Below are 24,880 nucleotides of genomic sequence, written 5' to 3'. Positions count from 1 at the left end.
ATCATGGATAACCTGAATTTAAACAAACACATTTCCGGCCAGTTCAACGCAGAGCTCGAGCATATCCGCACCCAGGTGCTGACCATGGGCGGGCTGGTGGAGCAGCAGCTGACCGACGCCATCACCGCGATGCACAATCAGGATGGTGAGCTGGCCAAGCGCGTGATCGAAGGCGACGCCAAGGTCAACATGATGGAAGTGGCGATCGACGAAGCCTGCGTGCGCATTATCGCCAAGCGCCAGCCGACCGCCAGCGATCTGCGTCTGGTAATGGCGATCATCAAAACCATTTCCGAGCTGGAACGCATCGGCGACGTGGCGGACAAGATCTGCCGCACCGCGCTGGAGAAGTTCTCGCACCAGCACCAGCCGCTGCTGGTCAGCCTGGAGTCGCTGGGGCGCCACACCGTGCAGATGCTGCACGACGTGCTGGACGCGTTCGCGCGCATGGATCTGGACGAAGCGATCCGTATTTACCGTGAAGATAAAAAGGTCGACCAGGAATACGAAGGCATCGTGCGTCAGCTGATGACCTACATGATGGAAGATTCGCGCACCATTCCGAGCGTGCTGACCGCGCTGTTCTGCGCCCGTTCTATCGAGCGTATCGGCGATCGCTGCCAGAACATCTGCGAATTTATCTTCTATTTCGTCAAAGGACAGGATTTCCGTCATTTGGGCGGCGACGCCCTGGAAAAGCTGCTGTCTCCGGGCGGTAAAGACGAAAAAGACGACTAACCCTTTCCGGGTAATATCCTTCCAAGGCGCGGTTTCCCGCGCCTTTATTCCATCTTAAGCGCGTAAAGATAAAAAAGTTATAAATATAGCTTTTTATATTATTTCCTGACCTATGTGGCGCTTGCTAGCTTATCCGCCAGCAGGACATCAACCACTTAGGAGCTTTTTATGAAACATCGCGCTTTGGCCTTAACGTTGTTAGCCAGTCTGACCGGTTTCGCCGCCGGCGCCGCGCACGCGGACAAACTTGACGATATCAAGCAAGCCGGCGTGGTGCGCATCGCGGTGTTCGACAGCAACCCGCCGTTCGGCTACATCGATCCGCAGAGCAAGAAGCTGGTGGGCTACGATGTGGATGTCGCCGACGCGATCGGCAAAGCGCTGGGGGTGAAAGTGGAGCTGCGCGCCACCAACCCGGCCAACCGCATTCCGCTGCTGGTGTCGAAGAAGGTTGACCTGATTGCCGCCAACTTCACCATTACCGACGAGCGCGCCAAGGAAGTGAACTTCAGCGTGCCGTACTTCGCCACTGGCCAGAAATTCATCGCCCGCAAAGGCGTGTTGAAAACGCCGGAAGACATCAAAAAGCTGCGCATCGGCGCGGATAAGGGCACGGTGCAGGAAATCACCCTGCGCGAGCGTTTCCCGACGGCGAAAGTGATCTCCTACGATGATACCCCGCTGGCGTTCGTGGCGCTGCGTAACGGCAACGTGCAGGCGATCACTCAGGACGACGCCAAGCTGGTCGGCCTGCTCGGCAACCTGCCGGCGGCGCAAAAGGCGGAGTTTGAAATTTCGCCGTTCAGCCTGACCAAAGAGTATCAGGGCGTCGGCATTCCCAAGGGGGAAGATCGCCTGACCGCCGTGGTGAACGAGACGCTGATCAAGCTGGAAAAAGACGGCGAAGCGGTTAAGATTTACGATCGCTGGTTCGGGCCGGAAACCCAATCCGCCCAGCCGCGCGGCGATTTCAAAATCGCGCCTTTGGATCAGCAACCAAAAGCCTGACTTAACCGCTTGCGGTGAGATAGGCACGGAGGGGCGCAGCTTGCTGCGCCCCTGATGCATTCTGCAAGACAAGGATTGAACATGAACCTGAACTGGCTGCTGGCGCCGCAATATTTGAGCTGGCTGTGGCACGGTTTTCTGCTGACGCTGTGGCTTTCCGCCTGCGCAGGGCTGGCGGCTACGCTGCTGGGCTTTGTGCTGGCGGCGATGCGCGACAGCAGCCTGCGGCCGTTGCGCTGGCTGGCGATGGGGTACAGTTCGCTGTTTCGCAATACGCCGCTGCTGGTGCAGCTGTTCTTCTGGTACTTCGCCGCCGGGCAGATCCTGCCGTCCGCCGCCATGCAGTGGCTGAACAGCGCCCATCAGGTTGGCCCGCTTGAGTGGCCGTCGTTCGAGTTTCTCGCCGGTTTCTTCGGCCTGACGCTGTACTCCACCGCCTTTATCGCCGAAGAGATCCGCTCCGGCATTCGCGGCGTCGCCGGCGGGCAGAAATATGCCGCTCAGGCGCTGGGGCTGACCGGCTGGCAGGCGATGCGCTATGTGGTGCTGCCGCAGGCGCTGAAAATCGCGCTGCCGCCGCTGCTGGGCCAATACATGAACGTAATCAAGAACTCGTCGTTGACCATGGCGATCGGCGTGGCCGAACTCTCTTACGCCTCGCGTCAGGTCGAAACCGAAACCCTGCGCACTTTCCAGGCGTTCGGCGTGGCGACGGTACTGTATATCGCCATCATCGCGCTGCTGGAAGGCTGGGGCATGTGGCGACAACAGCGTAAACCGCTGGGAGGACATTGAGATGGATTTCAGCGTGATTCACGACAACCTGGGCTACCTGCTGTGGGGCACCTGGCCGGATGGGCCGCTGGGCGGCGCGGCGCTGACGTTGGCGATCAGCCTGATGGCCGGGGGCGCCTCGGCGGTGCTCGGCACGCTGCTCGGCGTGGCGCTGGCGATGTCGCGCGGCATCGCCGCCGGGCTGCTGGCGGCGGTGTTGGGCTTTTTCCGCGCCATTCCGGTCATCATGCTGATCTTCTGGACCTATTTCCTGTTGCCGATGGTGTTTGGCGTTGAGATCCCGGAAATCACCACCGTCGTGTGCGCGCTGGCGCTGATCGCCTCGGCCTATCTGGCCCATGCGGTGAAAGCCGGCATCGCCGCGATCGGCCCCGGCCAGTGGCAGGCCGGGCTTTCTCTGGGGCTGACCCGCTGGCAGACGCTGCGCATGATCGTGCTGCCGCAGGCGCTGCGCATGATGGTGCCGTCGTTCATCAACCAGTGGATTTCTCTGATCAAAGACACCTCGCTGGCTTATATCGTCGGCGTTGGCGAACTGACCTTCCTGGCGACCCAGGTCAACAACCGCAGCATGGTCTACCCGATGGAAGTCTTCCTGTTCGTGGCGCTGGTCTATTTCGTGTTCTGCCTGGCGCTCGATTTGCTGGCCAACGCGGTCAACCGCCGCTTCGGCGCGCAAACCCGCGGCCTGAAGCGCTCCTGGCGCTGGTGGCGCAACAAGCCGCCGTTGCCGGCCAGTTAATCGGCCGTCAGCCGCCAGCCGCGTTCGCGCCACAGCGCGGGCAATTGAGCCAGGTCGTCAAACGTTGTCACCAGCGGGTGGTCGATCGGCGGGTTATGCGGATCGGCGCAGAAGTAAAAGACCGGAATGCCGGCATTGATGCCGGCCTGCGCGCCGGCGGGCGAATCGTCCACCAGGATGCAGCGCGTCACCGGCACCTGCATCTGTTCGGCGGCGTGAAACACGATCGCCGGATCCGGCTTCCAGCGCTGAATGTCATAGCCGCTGAACAACCGGTCATCAAAATAAGGCAGCATGCCGGTCAGGCCGAGCGAGTGCTGCATCTTGCTGACCGGTCCGTTGGAGACGGTGCAGACTGGCACCGTCACCTGCGCCAGCAGCTCGCGGGCGCCGGCAATCTGTTGCAGTTCGCTGTCGAACAGCCGCGCCACTTCCTGCCGATACAGCGGCTCTAGCGTCTCTTTTGCCAGGTTAGTGCCCTGCTCGGCGTTGACCCGATCGATGATCTCGTACAGCTTCACCCCTTTGTATTTCTTGAATACCTCTTCCAGCGACAGATGAATGCCGTAGCGGGCGAACATATGGACATAGGCTTTGCTGCACAGCACTTCGCTGTCCACCAGCGTGCCGTCGCAGTCGAACAAAATGCAGTCAATCTGATTCATGGGGGACAGGTTCCTTCGGGTTAACGCCGCTGAGGCCGCTCAGCGATCACTTGATCAGGCTACGCGCCTTGAGATCGTGCAAAATCAGCGCGGCGACGTGTGAGCACTGCGGCAGATCGCGGCTGTCGCACCATTTCAGCTCGGCGATTTCGGCGGCCGGCTGCAACTGCCCGGTAAAGTCGGCCTGGTAGCAACGAATGCGCACCTGGGTGCCGTCCTGCTTGCCGTCCGCCGGGCCGGTGAACTCACCGTAAAACGCGATGGATTGCGGCTGCAGCGCAACGGTCAGCTCTTCGTCGATTTCGCGGCACAGCGCCTGCTCATCGGTTTCACCCGCTTCGCGCTTTCCGCCCGGCACATAAAACAGCGTCTTGTTGTGCGAGCGCACCAGCGCCACTTTGTCATCTTTCAGCGCGATCAACGCGAGCTTATCGATAAAGGTCGAAGACATGCGGGTTCCTGTTTTTTTAGCGGGTAGGGTAAGAGATGCGATAGGCTATTTTATCGGCCGTGCCGGCAAACGGCAACGCGGCGGGCTGTGATGGAGAATGAATGCCTGTAAATACAAGCCGTTGACGCGTTTAGCCGTAAAGATGGCGAAAAAAACCTGTGACCGGCGTCAAAAGCCCCATTTTTTGTTATAGGATAGCCGGCGACTGTCCATTCCCATTTTCGGAATTCTGATAATGACCAAACCAGTATCTGGCCTTGACGCTGAGCAAGGCTTGCTTGGGCGCGTGTTTAAACTCAAGCAACATGGCACCACGGCGCGTACGGAAACGATTGCCGGTATCACCACTTTCCTCACCATGGTGTATATCGTGTTCGTTAACCCGCAAATTTTGGGCGCGGCGGGCATGGATACCCAGGCGGTATTTGTCACCACCTGTTTGATCGCCGCCTTCGGCAGCATCTTTATGGGCCTGCTGGCGAACCTGCCGGTGGCGTTGGCGCCGGCGATGGGCCTGAACGCCTTCTTCGCCTTCGTGGTGGTCGGCGCGATGGGCATCTCCTGGCAGGTGGGCATGGGCGCCATCTTCTGGGGCGCGGTCGGCCTGCTGCTGCTGACCATTTTCCGCATTCGCTACTGGATGATCGCCAACATTCCGGTCAGCCTGCGGGTCGGCATCACCAGCGGCATCGGTCTGTTCATCGGCATGATGGGGCTGAAAAACGCCGGCATCGTGGTGGCCAACCCGGACACGCTGGTGACCATCGGCAGCCTGACCTCGCACAACGTGTTGCTGGGGGCGCTTGGCTTCTTCATCATCGCCGTGCTCTCTTCGCGCAACTTCCACGCGGCGGTGCTGGTATCTATCGTGGTCACCACCCTGATCGGCTGGATGCTGGGCGACGTGAAATACGGCGGCCTGTTCTCCCTGCCGCCGAGCATCACCTCGGTAGTGGGCCAGGTCGACGTGGCCGGCGCGCTGAACATCGGGCTGGCCGGGGTCATCTTCTCGTTTATGCTGGTGAACCTGTTCGACTCCTCCGGCACCCTGATCGGCGTCACCGATAAAGCCGGTTTGACCGACAATCAGGGCAAGTTCCCGCGCATGAAGCAGGCGCTGTACGTTGACAGCATCAGCTCGGTGGCCGGTTCGCTGGCTGGCACTTCTTCCGTGACCGCTTACATCGAAAGCTCATCCGGCGTCGCCGTGGGCGGCCGCACCGGTTTGACGGCGGTGGTCACCGGCCTGCTGTTCCTGCTGGTGATCTTCCTGTCGCCGCTGGCGGGTATGGTGCCGGCATATGCCGCCGCCGGCGCGCTGATCTACGTCGGCGTGCTGATGACCTCCAGCCTGGCGCGGGTGAAATGGGACGATCTGACCGAAGCGGTACCGGCGTTTGTCACCGCGGTGATGATGCCGTTCAGCTTCTCGATCACGGAAGGCATTGCGCTCGGCTTTATCTCCTACTGCGTGATGAAGCTCGGTACCGGCCGCTGGCGTGAAATCAGCCCGTGCGTGGTGGTCGTGGCGCTGCTGTTCGTGCTGAAGATCGTCTTCGTCGACGGCCATTGACAGCCAAAGGGCCGACGTCCGTCGGCCCTGAAACCTTAGACTCCCGGCGTCGCATCCGGCGCCCGATCCAGCACCCATTGCAACGGCCGCCTGAAGCGCGCCTGCCAACTGCCGGCGGCATCTTCTCCCTGGGCGAAGTGCAGCGTTTGCACCTGATTATCCTCTCCGAACAGATTGGCGAAGTGCAACGCCAGCGCCTGCTCGCTGAAGTTCTGCCGATCGTAATACGCCATCACGATTTTCTTTTTCGCCGCCAGCGACTGCTGGGCCGGCTTGATCTCGCCGTTGGGGGCGATCAATAGCGCGCCGGCGTAAAACTGCGGGTACTTCGCGATCAGATTGGCGGCGTGCAGCGCACCCTGACCGCGAGCGCTGAGATAAATCCGTTGGGGGTTCAGCTTTAACTGAGGAGCCAGCTGTTGCACCGTACGCTGAAGGGCGGCCTGGGTGCTCTCGTCGCTGTAATTCGACCAGCGGAAGCTGTTTTCCGACAACATCTGCGTGCCGTTGATCTCGATATAGGCCACGCCCATTTCGCCGAACAGCAGCCGTTCCTCGGGGCTGATGGCGGCGGCCTTGCCGTAGGTATGCAGGAAGATCACCGTTGGCCAACCTTCGGGCGGCGCTTCGCCGTCCGGTATCGCGTAGCTGGCTTTGCCTTCATAGCGGCGGGCGTGCTGCAGATAGCGCGCTTTGGTGGCGGCCAGAATGGATTGGTAGGTGGCGGAGTGCTGGATACTGTCGAAGGCGTCGTCCTCCAGCAGATTGTAGTAGTACCACAGGCCGCGATCGGCGCTCAGCTGCAGATAGCGCTCCGCCAGCTCGGTTTGCCCTTTCTCCGCCGACGATACCGCCAGCTGGTAGGGGGCCCAGACGTTGCGGCCGTCTTCGCGCATCAGCGTCAGGTACAGCGACATGGCGCCCAGCTTTTTATCTTCCTGGTTTTGCGCGGATCGCGACAGTTGGGCGTTAAGCGCACTGTGCGCAGGCAGCTCCAGCGGCTCTTCACCGGCGGGATAACGCATGTCTGCGGCGAAAGCGGGACTGGTGATGGAAACGAAAAATAACGCTAAAATGAAAAAATACATGATGCTATGGCTTTAATTTCAATAAATTGGCGGACTTCATGTCCTGTTGCGGCGCCCGGCGGGCGCCGCGAGACCGTCATTCCACGCGGCGAATGAAATCGCTGAACGCGGACAGCTGGCCGGTCAGGAAATCCAACGTTCCCTGATCGCTCAGTTCACCGGCCTGTTCATCGACCTTGTTCTGGATCACGCCGCCCATAAACTCGGGCTTGTTCATCACCATCGCATCCAGGAACACCAGGATCTGGCGCAGGTGGTATTGGCAGCGCGCGCCGCCGATGGGCCCCATTGAGCTGGTTTGAATGGCCACCGGCTTGCCGGCCAGCGGTTGATTCGGCAAGCGAGACAACCAATCGATGGCGTTTTTCAACCCGCCGGGCACGGAATAGTTGTATTCGGGGGTGACGATGATCACGCCGTCGGCCTGGCGGATCTGCTCTGCTATCGCTTCGACCGCGGCAGGGAAACCCTCACCCTGTTGCATGTCGGCGTCGTACAGCGGGATATCGCGGATGGAAGGCAGCGCTTCAATGGTGACGCCCTGCGGAGCCAGGCCTGGCAGGGCGCGGGCCACCATGGCGTTGTAGGAGCCTTTGCGCAGGCTGCCGAGCAGAGTGACGATTTTTAAGGCTTGGTCTGACATGATGATTCTCCCTTTCGAATGAGCAGATTCAGCGGACAACATGGGCGAATAGTAGGCTAAAGCTCGGGTCGAGAATAGGCGATTGCTCAACATTTAGCTGTTTTTACAAATTACGGCAGAAATTCGTGCGGTAAAAACGGCTTTATCCGCCTTGCGCCACGTTAACCGGGCGTCTTCAGGCCCGTCAGTTTGACGAAGCGTGAGGACGCCGCCGGGCTGCGGGGCGAGATTTCCCCGTCTTTGTGCAGGCCGCGGCGCTCTTCGTAGCGCCAGCACAGCAGGCGATCCAGCCCGGGGCTGCCGGCGCAGGCCCAGCTCAGGTATTCATCGGCGTCGCTCATCACCTGAACGTCCGGCGTGGCGCTGGAGCGCAGGTGCCCGGAGAACGGATGCAGACGCAGCGTAGACTGGCCGCTGTTGCCCAGGCCGGAAATTTTCAGCACGCTTTGCCGGATGCTCCACAGCTGAGTCTCCGCCTCCAGCCGATCGTCCTGCGCGCCGATCCAGGCGTTTTCCGCCGGCGTCTGATGCGCGTGTTGCAGCGCGCTTTGCCGGGTGCCGCGCGCGCGCATCACTTCGATATCCAGTCCGACTTTGCCTTCGTCGCTGAGCAGCACGCCCACGGTGTTACTGGCGTAGGCGAGGCTAAAATCGGGCAGTTGATGATCGGCGAAGCAGGGGCGGCCGGTCGGGGTGGTGGCTATAGGGGGAAGCGTCGGCAGGCCGTACAGGTAAAACATCATTTCGGCGAGCAGAATGCGCCCTTGCAGGTAACGCGTGCGGCGCTTAACGGAAAAGGTGCGGGTGGCGGCTATCACTTCGTCGGAGAGTCTCTGGGTATCCAGGACAGCGGAGGCCGGGGTCCATCGGGCAAAATGACACGCCATTGTTCACTCCATGACAGAGGGTCGCTAAGAACGCAGGGGTGTTAGATTAAGACTAAGTTGAGGATTTATCATCAAAAAACACTATGCGTTTTATCCGATTTGTTGCCGGTTTCAGTGATGAGCGGCGCAGGCGTTATTCCAGGATCCAGCTGTCGCCGGTGGCCGGCGCGATCCCTTCTGGCAGCCATAGCCGGCCCCAGACGCCGGTACAGTGGCAGCCCATAATCTTTTCCGGCTGATGCTGGCGCAAAAAACGGCGGACGCGCCAGAGCGTGTGCGGGGAAGCGCAGCGCAGATGAAAACCGCCGATCAAGGCGTGGATCCTGTCGATTCCGGTGATTTTTTGACAATGGCGCACGATGTTCACGAGCCCGCGGTGCCCACAGCCGGTTACGATCACCAGACCGCGATCTGATTTGTAAATCAGCACGCCTTCGTCGATAACGTAATCCACCGCTGCGTTCTCCCCGGCGATCACCCCGTAGGCGCGCGGTGTGGGCACCGTGATTTCGCCTGACCACATAAAGCGATCGCCGATCGCCAGCGGCTCTCGGCTGTATTGCATGCGGTGGCGTGAGTAGTCGATATCCAAAGAGAGCTTTTTGATTTTTCGAGTGTGGCCCAGCACCTTCAGCGCCGCATAGCGCTCATCGCCGACCTGCGGGTGGCAGATGATACGGCTGTTGTCTGGCAGCCAGGCGACGCCACCGCAGTGGTCATAGTGGCCGTGGGAGAGCACCGTCGCGGTGATACGGGAGAGATCGACGCCCATCAGCGCCGCATTGTGCAGAAAGCTGTCGTCGGGGCCGGTATCGAACAGTATGGACGTCGTATCATCCTCAATCAGCAGGCTTAACCCGGCCTTGGCCTGCAATAGCGGGTTGGCGCCGGCGGCGCGGCGGTTTTCCAGCAGTACCTTGAGGGTCAATGCCATGTTGACTCGTTCCTGAGAGAGATTCCTGACTGGCCAGTATAGCGCGGGGCGCTGCGGCGGCTCTGTGAGCCGGCGCGCAGAGCGAGAGCGGAAAAGAAAAACAGCCGGAACAAGGGTTTGTTCCGGCCGTGAAGGCGTCTGGCGGTGTTATTTGCCGATGCAGAAGCTGGAGAAGATGCGGCCCAGCAGATCGTCGGAGGTGAATTCGCCGGTGATTTCGCTCAGGGCCAGCTGTGCCTGGCGCAGTTCCTCGGCCAGCAGCTCCCCCGCGTAAGCGCTCACTAACTGTTCTTTGCCCTGCACCAGATGCTGTGCTGCCAGTTCCAGCGCCTGCAGGTGGCGACGGCGTGCCAGGAAGCCGCCTTCCATGTTGCTGGTGAAGCCCATGCTCTGTTTAAGATGATCGCGCAGCACATCGACGCCTTCGCCGGTGCGGGCCGACAGGCGAATAAGTGAGTGGTTATTCACTTCCGTCATACCCAGCGTTTCACCGGTGATGTCGGCTTTGTTGCGCACCACGGTGATCGGCAGCGTGTCCGGCAGGCGCGCCATAAACTCCGGCCAGATCTCCGCCGGCTCGGTGGCGGCGGTGGTGGTGCCGTCAACCATAAACAGCACCCTGTCGGCCTGTTCGATCTCGTTCCATGCACGTTCGATGCCGATGCGTTCCACTTCGTCGCTGGCGTCGCGCAGGCCGGCGGTGTCGATGATGTGCAGCGGCATGCCGTCGATATGGATATGCTCGCGCAAGACGTCGCGGGTGGTGCCGGCGATATCGGTGACGATCGCCGCCTCGCGCCCGGCCAACGCATTGAGCAGGCTCGATTTGCCGGCATTGGGGCGCCCGGCGATCACCACCTTCATTCCTTCGCGCAGCAGGCTGCCCTGGCGCGCTTCACCGCGCACGTTGTCCAGATCCGCCATCACGTCGTTGAGCTGCGCCTCGATTTTACCGTCGGACAGGAAGTCGATTTCCTCGTCCGGGAAGTCGATCGCCGCTTCCACATAGATTCTCAGGTGAGTGAGCGCTTCCACGAGCTGGTGGATGCGGGTGGAGAACGCGCCTTGCAGCGAGTTCATCGCCGAACGCGCCGCCTGCTCGGAGCTGGCGTCGATCAGATCGGCGATCGCTTCGGCCTGCGCCAGATCGAGTTTGTCGTTGAGAAACGCGCGCTCGGAGAACTCGCCCGGCCGCGCGATACGCACGTCGGGCAGCGCCAGCACGCGCTTGAGCAGCAGATCGAGGATCACCGGCCCGCCGTGGCCCTGCAGTTCCAGCACGTCTTCGCCGGTAAAGGAGTTCGGCCCCGGGAACCACAGCGCGATGCCCTGATCGAGGGTGGCGCCCGTAGCGTCTCGGAACGGCAGATAGTCAGCGTAGCGCGGCTTCGGCAGCTTGCCGAGCAACGCCTGGGCGACGTCTTTGGCCTTGCTTCCGGAAATGCGCAGAATGCCGACGCCGCCGCGTCCCGGCGGGGTGGCTTGGGCTACGATGGTATCGGTGGTGCTCATAACGGTTCTCTCTGACGATTAAGATGCAAAAAGGCGGTCTAATGACCGCCTTTGGGGTGACTGCAAGGGTCGGCGCGCCGAACCCCTACAATACGCTTAGCTTTTTTTCTTGTCGCGGCTGTGCAGACCGCGTTTTTCCAGACCACGGTAAATCAGCTGCTGCTGCAGGATGGTCACCAGGTTGCTGACGATGTAGTACAGCACCAGACCGGACGGGAACCACAGGAAGAACACTGTGAAGATCACCGGCATGAAGGTCATGATTTTCTGCTGCATCGGGTCAGTCACGGTGGTCGGCGACATCTTCTGGATGAAGAACATCGTCACGCCCATCAGGATTGGCAGGATGTAGTACGGGTCTTGCGCCGACAGGTCATGGATCCACAGGGCGAACGGCGCGTGGCGCAGCTCGACCGAACCCATCAGCATGTAGTACAGCGCCAGGAAGATCGGCATCTGAATGATCAGCGGCAGGCAGCCGCCGAGCGGGTTCACTTTCTCCGCCTTGTACAGCGCCATCATCTCTTGGCTCATGCGCTGTTTGTCATCGCCGATGCGCTCGCGCATCGCCTGCAGCTTCGGCTGCAGCATGCGCATTTTCGCCATCGAGGTGTACTGCGCCTTGGTCAGCGGGTACATGATGCCGCGCACGATGAAGGTGATGATGATGATGGAGAAGCCCCAGTTGCCGATAAAGCCGTGGATGAACTTCAGCAGTTTGAACAGCGGCTGGGAGATGAACCACAGCCAGCCGTAATCCACGGTCAGGTCCAGGTGCGGCGCCAGTTGGGCCATCTGGTCCTGCAGCTCTGGGCCGACCCACAGGGTCGCGTTCAGCTGCTGCTGAGCGCCAGGCTGCACCACGACCGGGGTAGATTTGAAGCCGATGGTGGACAGGTTGTCACCCGGTTTGGCGGTGTAGAAAGTGTTGTCACCCTTGGTCGCCGGTACCCACGCGGTGGCGAAGTACTGCTGCAGCATGGCGACCCAACCGTCTTTGGTGGTGACGCTCAGGTTTTCGTCTTTGTCGAACGCGTATTTCTGGTACTTGTCCTCGCTGGACGAGTACGCCGCGCCGCGGAAGGTGTGCAGCGCGAAGTTGCTGCTGCCGGTGTCGCGGTGCTTAGGCAATTCGGTGGTCTGCTTCAGCTGGCCGAACAGGGTCAGCTCCAGCGGCGCCGCGCCTTTGTTGTCGATGCTGTAATCCACGCCGACCGCATAGTGGTTGCGTTTGAGCACGAAGGTCTTGGTGTAGACCGCGCCGTCTTTATCGGTGTAGGTCAGCGGGATGCGCAGCTCGTCCTGGCCTTCCGGCAGGGTGTAGCTGTCCTGCGCCGCCTGATACAGCGGGCGCTCGCCGTTGGCCGGGTTGTCCGGGCCGTTTTTACCGGTCAGGCCGCTTTGCGCCTGATAGACGAACGACGGAGTGGTTTCCAGCAGTTGGAACGGAGTCGATGAACCCAGAGTTTCCGGGTAGGCCAACAGTTTAGCCTGCTCGATATCGCCACCACGGGTGTTGATGGTCAGTGACAGCACGTCGGTGTTCACGGTAATCAGCTTACCCTGACCACTGGCTGGCACGGCCTGGCTGGCGGCATCACCGGCTACTGCGTTCGAAGTCTGTTGCGTGGTCTGTGCGGCCGGCTGCGGAGCGTTGTCCGTTTGCCATGCCTGCCAGATCATGAAAGACACGAACAGCAGAGCGATGAGGAGAAGATTGCGTTGCGAATCCATCGTTAGTGTTCTCTGTTATCGTCGGTTTTTGGCGGCACCGGATCATCGCCACCTGGGTTCAAAGGGTGGCATTTTAATACGCGTTTCAATGCTAACCAACTGCCTTTTATCATGCCAAACCTGCTTAATGCCTCAATTGCGTAATGAGAGCATGTCGGCTGGAAGCGACAACGAGGCCCTAGCAGCGGACTGATGACGAGCTGATAGGCCCGCACCAGCCCGATCAGGATGCGGGAGCCTGGCGACAGTGGCGACGCCATAATTTATCCAAAGCTTCCGTCAGCGCGCGGTTATCCAAATCCGCTATCCCCTTTTTGGCCACCACGACAAAATCCATCGCCGGTAATTCGTGCTGGCGCAAACGGAAGCTTTCGCGGGTTAGGCGTTTGATCCGATTACGCTCGTGCGCGCGTTTGACGTGTTTTTTGGCGACGGTAAGACCGATGCGGGGATGCCCCAGCTGGTTCAGGCGGCCGAGGATGGTGATTTGCGGCGTGCCAGCCCGTTGTGGCTGCTGGAAGACGAAAGTGAAATGAGTGGGAGTTAACAAACGTAACTCCCTGGGAAAAGCGAGCTTAACCACTCAGCGGGTTAGCTTTATTACTTAGAAACAGTCAGACGAGCACGGCCTTTCGCACGACGGCGGGCCAGAACTTGACGACCATTTTTGGTGGCCATACGAGCACGGAAACCGTGGCTACGGTTGCGCTTCAATACGGACGGTTGGAAAGTGCGTTTCATAGCGATTTCTACCTAAACTTAAAATAATTACTGATCAGTAAACGCGTTTGGCTACTCGGCGTGAAGATGACCGACGCCTCAATCGCAATACATAAAGAAGCGGGATTGTAATAATTGTACAGTCCTGAGTCAATTCGCATCGCGCCAGCCTACCTGGTTGTCTGCCAATAACGGAACAATATCCGATCTTGGCCCGTGGTCACCGCAGAATCCTGTCTGGCTAATGACGCACCATAAGGAACCAGGTATCACACGTAGGGCGAAGATTATACGGACTCGGGGTGAAATCGCAAGGATCCCCGTGAGATCCTTTGCGCGCGATCCCAGGATCCGACGTGGATAACAGGGTATAACCGGTTGACAATGTAAAAAATGCGGCGCAGCGGCCGGGATCTGCGCGGTCATTCGGCGCCGGCGGCGAAAAGATCGCCGCCGGCCGCGGCCTGTGGATAAAATGGATCTAATCTGTGAGGAAGGGGAGGATCTCTTGCGCGGATTGCGCTATGATCCGTCATTCCGATCGCGATCCCTCATGCCGGGATCGTGAGGGACACAAACCGTGAAAGGCGGTTCGCATCCCCCACAGGCAAACAGCCGATGCCGGGTATGTGTCAAAAATCATGAGTTATAAAAAAGTTGCCCGTTTCTTTTCTTTATTGATCTTGTTCGAGTGGAGTCCGCCGTGTCACTTTCGCTTTGGCAGCAGTGTCTTGCCCGATTGCAGGATGAGTTACCTGCCACAGAATTTAGTATGTGGATTCGCCCATTGCAGGCGGAACTGAGTGACAACACCCTGGCGCTGTACGCGCCTAACCGTTTTGTGCTGGATTGGGTTCGCGATAAGTACTTAAACAATATCAATGGTCTGCTGAATGATTTCTGCGGCACGGATGCGCCTTTGCTGCGTTTTGAAGTCGGCAGCAAGCCGATCACGCAGGTGATCAGCCAGACCGTGACCGCCAGCGTCAGCAGCGCTCCTGCGGCTCCGGCGGCGCGCATGGCCGCGCCTTCGCGTCCGAGCTGGGACAACGCGGCGGCGCAGCCCGAGCTCTCTTACCGCTCCAACGTCAACCCTAAACACACCTTCGACAACTTCGTCGAGGGTAAGTCCAACCAGCTGGCGCGCGCGGCGGCTCGCCAGGTGGCGGACAATCCGGGCGGCGCCTACAACCCTTTGTTCCTGTATGGCGGCACCGGCCTGGGTAAAACTCACCTGCTGCATGCGGTCGGCAACGGCATCATGGCGCGCAAGGCCAACGCCAAAGTGGTCTACATGCACTCGGAACGCTTCGTGCAGGACATGGTCAAAGCATTGCAGAACAATGCCATCGAAGAGTTTAAGCGCTACTACCGTTCGGTCGACGCGCTGCTGATCGATGACATCCAATTCTTCGCCAACAAGGAGCGTTCGCAGGAAGAGTTCTTCCATACTTTTAACGCCCTGTTGGAAGGCAATCAGCAGATCATCCTGACTTCGGATCGCTACCCTAAAGAGATCAACGGGGTGGAAGATCGTCTGAAATCCCGCTTCGGCTGGGGGCTGACGGTGGCGATCGAGCCGCCGGAGCTGGAAACCCGCGTGGCGATCCTGATGAAAAAGGCCGACGAAAACGACATTCGCCTGCCGGGCGAAGTGGCGTTCTTCATCGCCAAGCGCCTGCGTTCCAACGTGCGTGAGCTTGAAGGGGCGCTGAACCGCGTGATCGCCAACGCCAACTTTACCGGCCGGGCCATCACCATCGATTTCGTGCGCGAAGCGCTGCGCGATCTGTTGGCGCTGCAGGAAAAGCTGGTCACCATCGACAATATCCAAAAGACGGTGGCGGAGTATTACAAGATTAAAGTCGCGGATTTGCTGTCCAAGCGGCGTTCGCGATCCGTTGCCCGCCCGCGCCAGATGGCGATGGCGCTGGCGAAGGAACTCACCAACCACAGCCTGCCGGAAATCGGCGATGCGTTTGGTGGCCGCGACCATACCACGGTGTTGCACGCCTGCCGGAAGATCGAGCAGCTGCGTGAGGAAAGTCACGACATCAAAGAAGATTTCTCCAATTTAATCAGAACATTATCTTCATAGCGCTATGAAATTTATCGTTGAACGTGAGCATCTGCTAAAACCACTGCAACAGGTGAGCAGCCCGCTGGGCGGCCGCCCGACCTTGCCGATCCTGGGCAACCTGCTGTTGCAGGTGACGGAAGGCTCCCTGCTGCTGACCGGCACCGATCTGGAGATGGAGATGGTGGCGCGCGTCGCCCTGTCCCAGCCGCATGAGCCGGGCGCGACCACCGTGCCCGCGCGCAAATTCTTTGATATCTGCCGTGGCCTGCCGGAAGGGGCAGAGATCGCCGTCACGCTGGAGAGCGAGCGCATGCTGGTGCGATCCGGCCGCAGCCGTTTCTCGCTGTCCACGCTGCCCGCGGCGGACTTCCCGAACCTGGACGACTGGCAGAGCGAGGTGGAATTCACCTTGCCGCAGGCGACGCTGAAGCGCCTGATCGAAGCCACCCAGTTCTCGATGGCCCATCAGGACGTGCGTTACTACCTGAACGGCATGCTGTTTGAAACCGAAGGCGAAGAGCTGCGCACCGTCGCGACAGACGGCCACCGCCTGGCGGTGTGCTCGATGCCGATCGGCCAGCAGCTGCCGTCGCATTCGGTGATCGTGCCGCGTAAAGGGGTGATGGAGCTGGTGCGTCTGCTGGACGGCGGCGATTCGCTGCTGCAGCTGCAGATCGGCAGCAACAACATTCGCGCCCACGTCGGCGATTTCATCTTCACGTCCAAGCTGGTTGACGGCCGTTTCCCTGACTATCGCCGCGTCTTGCCGAAGAACCCGGACAAAACGCTGGAAGCCGGCTGCGATCTGCTCAAGCAGGCGTTCGCCCGCGCGGCCATTCTCTCGAACGAGAAATTCCGCGGCGTGCGGCTGTACGTCAGCCAGAATCAGCTGAAGATCACCGCCAACAACCCGGAACAGGAAGAGGCGGAAGAGATCCTCGACGTCAGCTACGACGGCGCGGAGATGGAGATCGGCTTCAACGTCAGCTACGTGCTGGACGTGTTGAACGCGCTCAAGTGTGAAGACGTGCGCCTGCTGTTGACCGACTCGGTCTCCAGCGTGCAGATCGAAGACGGCGCCAGCCAGGCGGCGGCCTACGTTGTCATGCCAATGCGGTTGTAGTCTCGTTACCTTGAATTACAGCACCGTCATCGGTAAAGAGATTGCATGGCTCTGACGCGTTTATTGATTAAAGATTTCCGCAATATCGAGGCGGCGGATTTGGCGCTGGCGCCGGGATTCAACTTCCTGGTCGGCGCTAACGGCAGCGGCAAGACCAGCGTGCTGGAGGCGGTGTATACGCTCGGCCATGGCCGCGCCTTTCGCAGTCTGCAGGCCGGTCGGGTGATCCGCCACGACCAACCGGAGTTCGTGCTGCATGGCCGCATCGAAGGCGCGGAGCGCGAGTTGTCGGTAGGATTGAGCAAGAGCCGTCAGGGTGACAGCAAAGTACGCATCGATGGCAGCGACGGCCACAAGGTGGCCGAGCTGGCGCAGCTGCTGCCCATGCAGCTGATCACCCCCGAAGGTTTTACCCTGCTGAACGGCGGGCCGAAATTCCGGCGCGCTTTCCTGGACTGGGGCTGTTTTCATAACGAACCCGGTTTTTTCACCGCCTGGAGCAACCTGAAACGGTTACTGAAGCAGCGCAATGCCGCGCTGCGCCAGGTGAGTCGCTATGCGCAGATCCGCGCCTGGGATCAGGAACTGATCCCGCTCGCGGAGCGCATCAGCGAATGGCGGGCGGAATACAGCGACGCGATCGCCGCGGATATCACCGCGACCTGCGCGCAGTTTCTGCCTGAATTCGCCCTGAGCTTCTCCTTCCAGCGCGGCTGGGACAAAGAGAGCGACTACGGCGAGCTGCTGGAGCGCCAGTTTGAGCGCGACAGGGCGTTGACCTATACCGCGGTGGGGCCGCATAAAGCGGACTTTCGCATTCGTGCCGACGGCACGCCGGTAGAGGATTTGTTATCGCGCGGTCAGCTTAAGCTGCTGATGTGCGCGTTGCGCTTGGCGCAGGGTGAGTTTCTCACCCGGCAGAGCGGGCGGCGTTGCCTGTATCTGATTGATGATTTTGCCTCCGAGCTGGACACCGGCCGTCGCCGGTTGCTGGCCGATCGCCTGAAAGCCACCCAGGCCCAGGTTTTTGTCAGCGCGGTCAGCGCTGAACAAGTGACCGACATGGCCGGTGAAAAGGGCAAGATGTTCCGCGTGGAACAGGGTAAAATAGAGGTTCAACCACAGGACTAAAATGAGCGAGAAACGTTGATGTCGAATTCTTATGACTCCTCAAGTATCAAGGTATTAAAAGGGCTGGATGCGGTGCGCAAGCGCCCGGGCATGTATATCGGCGATACCGATGACGGCACCGGTCTGCACCACATGGTATTCGAGGTTGTGGACAACGCTATCGACGAAGCGCTCGCGGGCCACTGTAGTGACATTCAGGTCACCATCCATGCCGACAACTCGGTATCGGTGCAGGATGACGGCCGCGGCATTCCGACCGGCATTCACCCGGAAGAAGGGGTTTCAGCCGCAGAGGTCATCATGACCGTGCTGCACGCCGGCGGTAAATTCGACGACAACTCCTATAAAGTTTCCGGCGGCCTGCACGGCGTGGGCGTCTCGGTGGTTAACGCCCTGTCGGAGAAACTGGAGCTGGTGATCCGTCGCGAAGGCAAAGTGCACGAACAAACTTACAGCCACGGCGAGCCGCAGGCGCCGCTGACCGTGGTGGGCGAAACCGAGCAGACCGGCACCATGGTGCGCTTCTGGCCGAGTCACCAAACTTTCACCAATGTGACCGAATTCGAGTACGACATTCTGGCCAAGCGTCTGCGCGAGCTGTCCTTCCTCAACTCCGGCGTGTCTATTCGCCTGAAGGACAAGCGCACCGACCGTGAAGACCACTTCCATTACGAAGGCGGCATCAAGGCGTTTGTCGAGTACCTGAACAAGAACAAAACCCCGATCCACCCGAACGTGTTCTACTTCTCCACCGTGAAAGACGACATCGGCGTGGAAGTGGCGCTGCAGTGGAACGACGGTTTCCAGGAAAACATCTACTGCTTCACCAACAACATTCCGCAGCGCGACGGCGGCACGCACCTGGTCGGTTTCCGTACCGCGATGACCCGTACGCTGAACAGCTACATGGAGAAGGAAGGCTACAGCAAGAAGGCCAAAGTCAGCGCCACCGGCGATGACGCGCGTGAAGGCCTGATCGCCGTGGTGTCGGTGAAGGTGCCGGATCCGAAGTTCTCTTCTCAGACCAAGGATAAACTGGTCTCTTCCGAGGTGAAAACCGCGGTTGAAACGCTGATGAACGAGAAGCTGGTGGATTACCTGATGGAGAATCCGGGCGACGCGAAAATCGTGGTCGGCAAAATCATCGACGCGGCGCGCGCACGCGAAGCGGCGCGTAAAGCGCGTGAGATGACCCGCCGCAAAGGCGCGCTGGATCTGGCCGGCCTGCCGGGCAAGCTGGCGGACTGCCAGGAACGCGATCCGGCGCTGTCCGAACTGTACCTGGTGGAAGGGGACTCCGCGGGCGGCTCTGCCAAGCAGGGGCGCAACCGCAAGAATCAGGCTATCTTGCCGCTGAAGGGGAAAATCCTCAACGTCGAGAAAGCGCGTTTCGACAAAATGCTCTCTTCGCAGGAAGTGGCGACGTTGATCACCGCGCTGGGTTGCGGCATCGGTCGCGACGAGTACAGCCCGGACAAGCTGCGTTACCACAGCATCATCATCATGACCGATGCCGACGTCGACGGTTCGCACATCCGTACGCTGCTGTTGACCTTCTTCTACCGCCAGATGCCGGAAATCATCGAGCGTGGCCACGTGTTCATCGCACAGCCGCCGCTGTACAAGGTGAAGAAAGGCAAGCAGGAACAGTACATCAAAGATGACGAGGCGATGGATCAGTACCAGATCGCCATCGCGATGGACGGCGCTACGCTGCACACCAATGCCAGCGCACCGGCGCTCGGCGGCGAACAGTTGGAGAAACTGGTGGCCGAGCACTACGGCGTGCAGAAGCTGATTGGCCGCATGGAGCGCCGCTACCCGCGCGCGCTGCTGAACAGCCTGATCTACCAGCCGACGCTGAACGAAGGCGATCTCAGCGATGAAGCCAAGGTGAAAACCTGGATCGCGTCGCTGGTGCAGGCGCTGAACGACAAAGAGCAGCACGGCAGCAGCTATGACTTCGTGATCTTCGAGAACCGCGAGCGCCAGATGTTCGAGCCGGCGTTGCGCATCCGCACCCACGGCGTGGATACCGACTATAAGCTGGACTTCGACTTCATCCACGGCGGTGAATACCGCAAGATCTGCCAGCTGGGCGAGCAGCTGCGCGGGCTGATCGAAGAAGGCGCGTTCATTGAGCGCGGCGAACGCCGTCAGCCGGTAGACAGCTTCGAACAGGCGCTGGAGTGGCTGGTGAAAGAGTCGCGCCGCGGCCTGTCGGTGCAGCGTTATAAAGGTCTGGGCGAGATGAACCCGGAGCAGCTGTGGGAAACCACCATGGATCCGGAAAGCCGCCGCATGCTGCGTGTGACCGTCAAGGACGCCATCGCTGCCGATCAGCTGTTCACCACGCTGATGGGCGATGCGGTTGAACCGCGTCGCGCCTTTATCGAAGAAAACGCCCTGAAAGCGGCGAACATCGATATCTGATGCGTTAATGGCTGTGAAAATCCGCGCCGGGCGACCCGCGCGGATTTTTTTTGGCCTTTTTTGGCGCTGACAGCCGAGGCTGAAACGCGTTAGCATGAATAAAAACCACTGGGAGAAGCGTTGAATGGCTATTGAACTGATTGCGATCGACATGGACGGCACGTTGCTGGATCCGCAGCATCAAATCACGCCGGCGGTAAAGCAGGCTATCGCAGCAGCGCGGCGCAAAGGGGTGCACGTGGTGCTGGCCACCGGGCGGCCTTATGTCGGCGTGCAGGATTATCTGCGCCAGTTGGACATTCAAGGCCCCGGTGATTTCTGTATCACCTATAACGGCGCGCTGGTGCTGCGTGCGGCCGACGGCGCCTGCATTCTGCAAGAAACGCTGGGCTTTGAGGATTATCTGCATTTCGAGCAGATGGCGCGCGAGTTCGGCGTTCACTTCCAGGCGTTTGATTTCGATACCCTGTATACCCCGAACAAGGACATCGGCAAGTACACCATACACGAGGCGGAAATGACTGGCATTCCGCTGAAATACCGCAGCGTGGAAGAGATGGATCGCCAGATGCGTTTTCCTAAAGTGATGATGATCGACGAGCCGGAGCTGCTGGACAGCGCTATCGCGCGCATCCCGGAAGCAACGCGCGCGCGTTACACCATCCTGAAAAGCGCGCCTTACTACCTTGAGATCTTGCACAAAAACGTCGATAAAGGCGCCGGGGTGAGAATGCTGGCCGAGCATCTCGGCGTGGCGCGGGAGAACATCATGACGCTGGGGGATCAGGCCAACGATACGGCGATGATCGAATATGCCGGCGTCGGCGTGGCGATGGGCAATGCCATTCCCGAGCTGAAAGCGGTGGCGCAGTTTGTCACCAGCGCCAATACCGAAGACGGCGTGGCGCGCGCTATCGAGAAGTTCGTGCTCAACGTCTGATAACGCGGGGCGCTGCGGCGCCCCTTCATACTTTCGCCAACACCCCTTTGGCGATCTGCAGATCCTGAATCGCCAAGCCGGTGAGATCGGCGATGGTGATGTGCTGCGGCTCGCATCGTACCCGCCCTCCCTGCGCCAAGGCGGCGCCAATTTCGACGATTGGCGTTGAAATCAGCCTGTTTTGCCGATAAGCCGTCGCGATTTCGCCATAGTCCGCGCACTGCGCCAGCGCATCGACCAGCAGCGCGTCCGCGCGGGCCACCAGCTCGGTCGCCAGTTCCTGCTTGCCGGGCGTGTCGGCGCCCACGGCGGTGATGTGCGTGCCGGGCCGAATATCCGCCGCCTGCAATATCGGCTCGCGGCTGGGCGTGGTGGTGACGATCAGCTGACAGTGCGCCGCCAGTTCCGCCGCATTCTGCGTAACCCGCACCCGAAAACCCTCGGCTTCGGCATCGCGCCGATACGCCGCCAGCGCCTGTTCGTCTCGCCCCCACACCCATACCTCGCGGCAATCGGTCACCGGTTTCAGGCATTGCAGCTGCAGCCGCGCCTGCAGGCCCGTGCCGATAATGCCGATCGCCTGGATATGCGGCGGCGCGCACAGCTCGGCGACGATGCGGCCGGCCAGGGCGGTGCGCAGCGCGGTCAGCCAACCTTCATCTTGCAGCAGCGCCTGCGGCTCGCCGGTCTGGGCGGAGAAGGCCATCATCAGCCCCTGATTGCTCGGCAGGCCGTGTTCGGCATTGCGATAGAAACCGGTAGAGATCTTGACCACGAACAGTTCGTCGCCTTCCAACCAGGCGGACTTGATGCAGCAGTCGCCGTCGGCCCGCTCGAACAGGAAATGCTGCACCGGCGGCTGTTGCACCCGCTGTTGCGAGTAGGCGATAAAACCCTGCTTCAGCAGCGGCGTTATGGTCTCGGCGTCGAACGCGGCGAGGATTTGCTGCCGATTAAGGATGTGCATCGGCGATGGCCTTGAGGTATTTCTCCAGCACGATGTTCTTGCCGCACAGCACCACCGCCACCTTTTTACCCTGGTATTCCGGCGCCAGCTTGATCGCCGCCGCCAGCGCCACGCCGGCCGCGCCTTCGATAATCCAGCGATCGCTGGCGGCTATCCGGCGCATCGCGTGTTTAATCTCCGCCTCGCTGACCAGCACTTTGCGGTCGATCAGCCGTTGGCACAGCGGAAAGGTCACGGCGCCCGGCTCGACGCCGCCGGCGGTGCCGTCGGACAGGGTTTCTTGCTCTTCCACCGGGAAGATATGGCCCGCTTCCAGCGCGCTGTACAGGCTGGTGGCGTTTTCCGGCCAGCAGGCGATAAGCTGCGTGTTCGGCGACAGTTGCCGCAGAACGGTGCCGATGCCGGCGATATAGCCCCCGCCGCCGACCGCCACGAACACGGCGTCCAGATCGGTGAGCTGTTCAACCAGCTCCATGCCGCAGGTGCCCTGGCCGGCGATCACCTGCTCGTCGTTATACGGCGAGATATAGGTTTTCCCCTGTTCGCGTGCGGCCTGTTCCCCCGCCAGTTCGGCGTTCAGCGCATCGCCCGGCACCAATTCCACGGTGCCGCCCAACGCGCGAATGGTGTCGAGCTTGATGCTCGCCGCCGTCTCCGGCGCATAAACCGTGACGCCAACGCCCATCAGTTGCCCCGCCAAAGCGACGGCCTGACCGTGGTTGCCGGTAGAGGCGGCGATCACGCCGCGCCGGCGTTGCTCGTTATCCAGCAGCCGCAGCTTGTTGCTGGCGCCGCGAAATTTAAAGGAACCGGTGTGCTGCAGGTGATCGCATTTCAAATACAGCTCGCAACCCAATTGCTGAGATAGCAGCACGCTGCGCTCCAATGGCGTGACTCGCACCTGAGGGCGCAGTTGCTGATGGGCAGAAACAATGGCATCGAAAAGGGGGTTCATACCGGCTCCGGATTTTTAGACTTAAAATCCAGTTTGTACTTTTTTGTATTGATTGTAAACCCCGTCGGGCAACCCGGCCAGAAAGTGGAAATGGCCGGGGGGTACGCATCGCGTATGCGGTGAAAATAAACATTACCTGGCGTTTAGCGGCACAATTTTTTATTTATTTGCGTTAAGTAAGGTGTCGCTGTGGGCGTATTTAATGAGGAAAAGGATAATCAATAAAATAATGCTCGATTCCTTTACTTATACCGTTTGGGCGTCGTTGAGTTTCCCCATCAGTAATGTGGCCGGCTAGCCGGGCGTTTATTTCCTGCCGGTGTCGTCGATAGGCTTAACGGATAAGTCTCATGGAAATTTCGACGCGGAAAGCCCCGGCTCATCCTCGCCGGCCATATGAAACGCGGCTGTCGATCCGGTAAGATGGCCGTTCAGTGCCAGCATGCGCAGGAGAGCCGTCATGAGCCATCGGGAAAAACAACTGACTTTCGACCCACGCGGGCATCAGTTAACCAATATCAACGTCTGGACGCCGGACAGCCAATGGCTGGCTTATGACGTGCGCCCGCGCGGCGCCTCTTTCACCGGCCTGAGCATCGAGCGGGTTAACGTCGCCAGCGGCGCGGTGGAAGTGGTTTATCGCGCCCAGCACGGCGCCCACGTCGGCGTGGTCACGGTCAGCCCCGATGCGCCGGCGCGTTACGTCTTCATCCACGGCCCGGAACATCCGGACAGCGCCTGGCAGTATGATTTTCATCACCGCCGCGGGGTGATCGTCAGCGAACCGGATCGCGAATTGGCCATTACCCTCGACGCGCTGGATATCACGGCGCCCTACACGCCCGGCGCGCTGCGCGGCGGCAGCCATGTGCACGTTTTCAGCCCGGACGGCAGCCGCCTCAGCTTTACCTACAACGATCACGTGATGCATGAATGCGATCCGGCGCGCGATCTGCGCAACGTCGGCGTGGCCGTGCCGCTGCACGGGGTCAATCCGCCGAAACAGCATCCCCGTGAATATGACGGCAGCCATTATTGCGTGCTGGTCAGCGAGACCGTGCCGCAGCCGCAGCCGGGCAGCGATCAGATCAATCGCGCCTATGAAGAAGGCTGGATTGGCCGCGAAGGCTACCGTAAGGCCGACGGCAGCCGGCAGCGCTGGGCGCTGGCGTTCATCGGCGATACGCTGTCCGCCGCCGGCGAGAAACTGCCGGAGGTGTTTATCGTCGATCTGCCGGAGAACGACGCCGACTACGCCAGGGCCGGCGCGGTGCCGCTGCAGGGGACGGAAAGCGAGCTGCCGGCGCCGCCGCTTGGCGTCAGGCAGCGGCGGGTGACCTTTACCGGTGAACGCCGTTTTCCGGGCGTGGTCGGTGCGCCGCGCCATTGGCTGCGCAGCTCGCCGGACGGCAGCCAGATAGCTTTTCTGATGAAGGATGACGGCGGCGTGGTGCAACTGTGGACGGTGTCGCCGAACGGCGGTGAGCCGCGCCAGGTCAGCCGCGGCGAGCATGACATCCAGTCGGCGTTCAGCTGGCACCCGCAGGGCGGGACGATAGCCCTGGTGTGTGACAACAGCGTGATGCTGTGTGAGGTCGCCAGCGGCCGCCTGCAGCGTTTAACGCAGCGCAGCGTGCAGCCCCCGTCGGGGGATGCCGTGGTGTTTTCGCCGGATGGCAAGAAAGTGGCGTTTATGCGCGAGATTGCCGGATTCAACCAGATCTTTGTGGTTGAGGCGTAAGGCGGGCCTGATGGCCCGCT

General features: G+C 60.3%; 24 protein-coding genes. 11 read left to right on the top strand and 13 right to left on the bottom strand.

Features of this window, described 5'->3' with window-relative positions:
* Positions 1-3 precede the first annotated feature (3 nt).
* From phoU to J9788_RS18215, 4 genes are all read left to right on the top strand, one after another.
* Positions 4-738: a phosphate signaling complex protein PhoU gene (phoU, locus tag J9788_RS18230; RefSeq protein WP_004933833.1), complete on the top strand. Its 735-nt coding sequence runs from the start codon at positions 4-6 to the stop codon at positions 736-738.
* Between the two features lie 168 nt (positions 739-906).
* Positions 907-1,746: an ABC transporter substrate-binding protein gene (locus tag J9788_RS18225; RefSeq protein WP_182265603.1), complete on the top strand. Its 840-nt coding sequence runs from the start codon at positions 907-909 to the stop codon at positions 1,744-1,746.
* 81 nt (positions 1,747-1,827) lie between these two features.
* Positions 1,828-2,541 carry an amino acid ABC transporter permease gene (locus J9788_RS18220; protein WP_182265604.1) on the top strand — a complete coding sequence of 238 codons (714 nt, stop codon included), beginning with the start codon at positions 1,828-1,830 and terminating at the stop codon, positions 2,539-2,541.
* Position 2,542: 1 nt separating this feature from the next.
* Positions 2,543-3,283, top strand: a complete 741-nt coding sequence (locus J9788_RS18215; RefSeq protein ID WP_182265605.1) for an amino acid ABC transporter permease — start codon at positions 2,543-2,545, stop codon at positions 3,281-3,283.
* On the opposite strand, the gene yieH is transcribed toward J9788_RS18215, so the two are convergent.
* Together yieH and J9788_RS18205 are read right to left on the bottom strand one after the other, a co-directional pair.
* The gene (yieH, locus tag J9788_RS18210; RefSeq protein ID WP_046898754.1) at positions 3,280-3,948 is read right to left on the bottom strand and encodes a 6-phosphogluconate phosphatase; all 669 of its coding nucleotides are present in this window, start codon (positions 3,946-3,948) and stop codon (positions 3,280-3,282) included. The two genes, J9788_RS18215 and yieH, sit on opposite strands and share 4 nt — an antisense overlap.
* A gap of 46 nt (positions 3,949-3,994) precedes the next feature.
* On the bottom strand, positions 3,995-4,399 hold the full coding sequence (locus J9788_RS18205; protein ID WP_033645151.1) for an NUDIX domain-containing protein: 405 nt from the start codon (positions 4,397-4,399) through the stop codon (positions 3,995-3,997).
* Positions 4,400-4,634: 235 nt separating this feature from the next.
* Here J9788_RS18205 and J9788_RS18200 point away from each other — a divergent pair, with 235 nt between their 5' ends.
* A complete protein-coding gene (locus J9788_RS18200) occupies positions 4,635-5,972 on the top strand; it encodes an NCS2 family permease (RefSeq protein WP_004933851.1) in 1,338 nt (445 codons plus the stop codon).
* A gap of 35 nt (positions 5,973-6,007) precedes the next feature.
* Here J9788_RS18200 and J9788_RS18195 read toward each other — a convergent pair whose 3' ends face one another.
* From J9788_RS18195 to rpmH, 9 genes are all read right to left on the bottom strand, one after another.
* Positions 6,008-7,060 (bottom strand): hypothetical protein, encoded by a 1,053-nt coding sequence (locus J9788_RS18195; RefSeq protein ID WP_046898755.1) that lies wholly within the window; start codon positions 7,058-7,060, stop codon positions 6,008-6,010.
* A 76-nt stretch (positions 7,061-7,136) separates the two neighbouring features.
* Positions 7,137-7,703 carry an NADPH-dependent FMN reductase gene (locus J9788_RS18190; protein WP_033645148.1) on the bottom strand — a complete coding sequence of 189 codons (567 nt, stop codon included), beginning with the start codon at positions 7,701-7,703 and terminating at the stop codon, positions 7,137-7,139.
* A 161-nt stretch (positions 7,704-7,864) separates the two neighbouring features.
* Entirely contained in the window at positions 7,865-8,590 is a 726-nt protein-coding gene (locus J9788_RS18185) for a 4'-phosphopantetheinyl transferase superfamily protein (RefSeq protein WP_046898756.1), read from the bottom strand.
* A 133-nt stretch (positions 8,591-8,723) separates the two neighbouring features.
* Positions 8,724-9,524, bottom strand: coding sequence for an MBL fold metallo-hydrolase (locus J9788_RS18180; RefSeq protein ID WP_182265606.1), 801 nt, complete (start codon positions 9,522-9,524; stop codon positions 8,724-8,726).
* A gap of 147 nt (positions 9,525-9,671) precedes the next feature.
* Complete coding sequence (gene mnmE / locus J9788_RS18175; RefSeq protein WP_164057672.1) at positions 9,672-11,036, bottom strand: tRNA uridine-5-carboxymethylaminomethyl(34) synthesis GTPase MnmE; 1,365 nt, start codon at positions 11,034-11,036, stop codon at positions 9,672-9,674.
* 96 nt (positions 11,037-11,132) lie between these two features.
* A complete protein-coding gene (gene yidC, locus J9788_RS18170; RefSeq protein WP_033645144.1) occupies positions 11,133-12,770 on the bottom strand; it encodes a membrane protein insertase YidC in 1,638 nt (545 codons plus the stop codon).
* A 2-nt stretch (positions 12,771-12,772) separates the two neighbouring features.
* Positions 12,773-13,030, bottom strand: coding sequence for a membrane protein insertion efficiency factor YidD (gene yidD, locus J9788_RS18165; RefSeq protein WP_004933881.1), 258 nt, complete (start codon positions 13,028-13,030; stop codon positions 12,773-12,775).
* The gene (rnpA, locus tag J9788_RS18160; protein WP_004933883.1) at positions 12,994-13,353 is read right to left on the bottom strand and encodes a ribonuclease P protein component; all 360 of its coding nucleotides are present in this window, start codon (positions 13,351-13,353) and stop codon (positions 12,994-12,996) included. Before rnpA ends, yidD begins: the two co-directional genes overlap by 37 nt.
* A 17-nt stretch (positions 13,354-13,370) precedes the next feature.
* A complete protein-coding gene (rpmH, locus tag J9788_RS18155) occupies positions 13,371-13,511 on the bottom strand; it encodes a 50S ribosomal protein L34 (protein ID WP_000831330.1) in 141 nt (46 codons plus the stop codon).
* 682 nt (positions 13,512-14,193) lie between these two features.
* On the opposite strand from rpmH, the gene dnaA reads away from it, so the two are divergent.
* The 5 genes from dnaA to yidA all read left to right on the top strand — a co-directional run bounded on the left by dnaA (position 14,194) and on the right by yidA (position 21,197).
* On the top strand, positions 14,194-15,588 hold the full coding sequence (dnaA, locus tag J9788_RS18150) for a chromosomal replication initiator protein DnaA (RefSeq protein ID WP_080491961.1): 1,395 nt from the start codon (positions 14,194-14,196) through the stop codon (positions 15,586-15,588).
* A gap of 4 nt (positions 15,589-15,592) precedes the next feature.
* On the top strand, positions 15,593-16,693 hold the full coding sequence (gene dnaN, locus J9788_RS18145; protein WP_004933892.1) for a DNA polymerase III subunit beta: 1,101 nt from the start codon (positions 15,593-15,595) through the stop codon (positions 16,691-16,693).
* Between the two features lie 45 nt (positions 16,694-16,738).
* Positions 16,739-17,824 (top strand): DNA replication/repair protein RecF, encoded by a 1,086-nt coding sequence (gene recF / locus J9788_RS18140; protein WP_004933895.1) that lies wholly within the window; start codon positions 16,739-16,741, stop codon positions 17,822-17,824.
* Between the two features lie 18 nt (positions 17,825-17,842).
* Entirely contained in the window at positions 17,843-20,257 is a 2,415-nt protein-coding gene (gene gyrB / locus J9788_RS18135) for a DNA topoisomerase (ATP-hydrolyzing) subunit B (protein ID WP_046898760.1), read from the top strand.
* A 124-nt stretch (positions 20,258-20,381) separates the two neighbouring features.
* Entirely contained in the window at positions 20,382-21,197 is an 816-nt protein-coding gene (gene yidA / locus J9788_RS18130; protein WP_046898761.1) for a sugar-phosphatase, read from the top strand.
* A gap of 25 nt (positions 21,198-21,222) precedes the next feature.
* Here the strand turns inward: yidA and J9788_RS18125 are convergent, their stop codons facing one another.
* Positions 21,223-22,164, bottom strand: a complete 942-nt coding sequence (locus tag J9788_RS18125) for an ornithine cyclodeaminase family protein (protein WP_182265607.1) — start codon at positions 22,162-22,164, stop codon at positions 21,223-21,225.
* Entirely contained in the window at positions 22,151-23,119 is a 969-nt protein-coding gene (locus J9788_RS18120; RefSeq protein ID WP_182265608.1) for a threonine/serine dehydratase, read from the bottom strand. Before J9788_RS18120 ends, J9788_RS18125 begins: the two co-directional genes overlap by 14 nt.
* 460 nt (positions 23,120-23,579) lie before the next feature.
* Here J9788_RS18120 and J9788_RS18115 point away from each other — a divergent pair, with 460 nt between their 5' ends.
* Entirely contained in the window at positions 23,580-24,860 is a 1,281-nt protein-coding gene (locus J9788_RS18115; RefSeq protein WP_033652318.1) for a DUF3748 domain-containing protein, read from the top strand.
* Positions 24,861-24,880: the final 20 nt, after the last annotated feature.

It is taken from the genome of Serratia sp. X10, from assembly GCF_017811775.1.
Lineage (GTDB): Bacteria > Pseudomonadota > Gammaproteobacteria > Enterobacterales > Enterobacteriaceae > Serratia > Serratia ureilytica.
The sequence above is the reverse complement of the archived record's forward strand: the minus strand, read 5'-3'. Positions and strand labels throughout refer to the sequence as shown.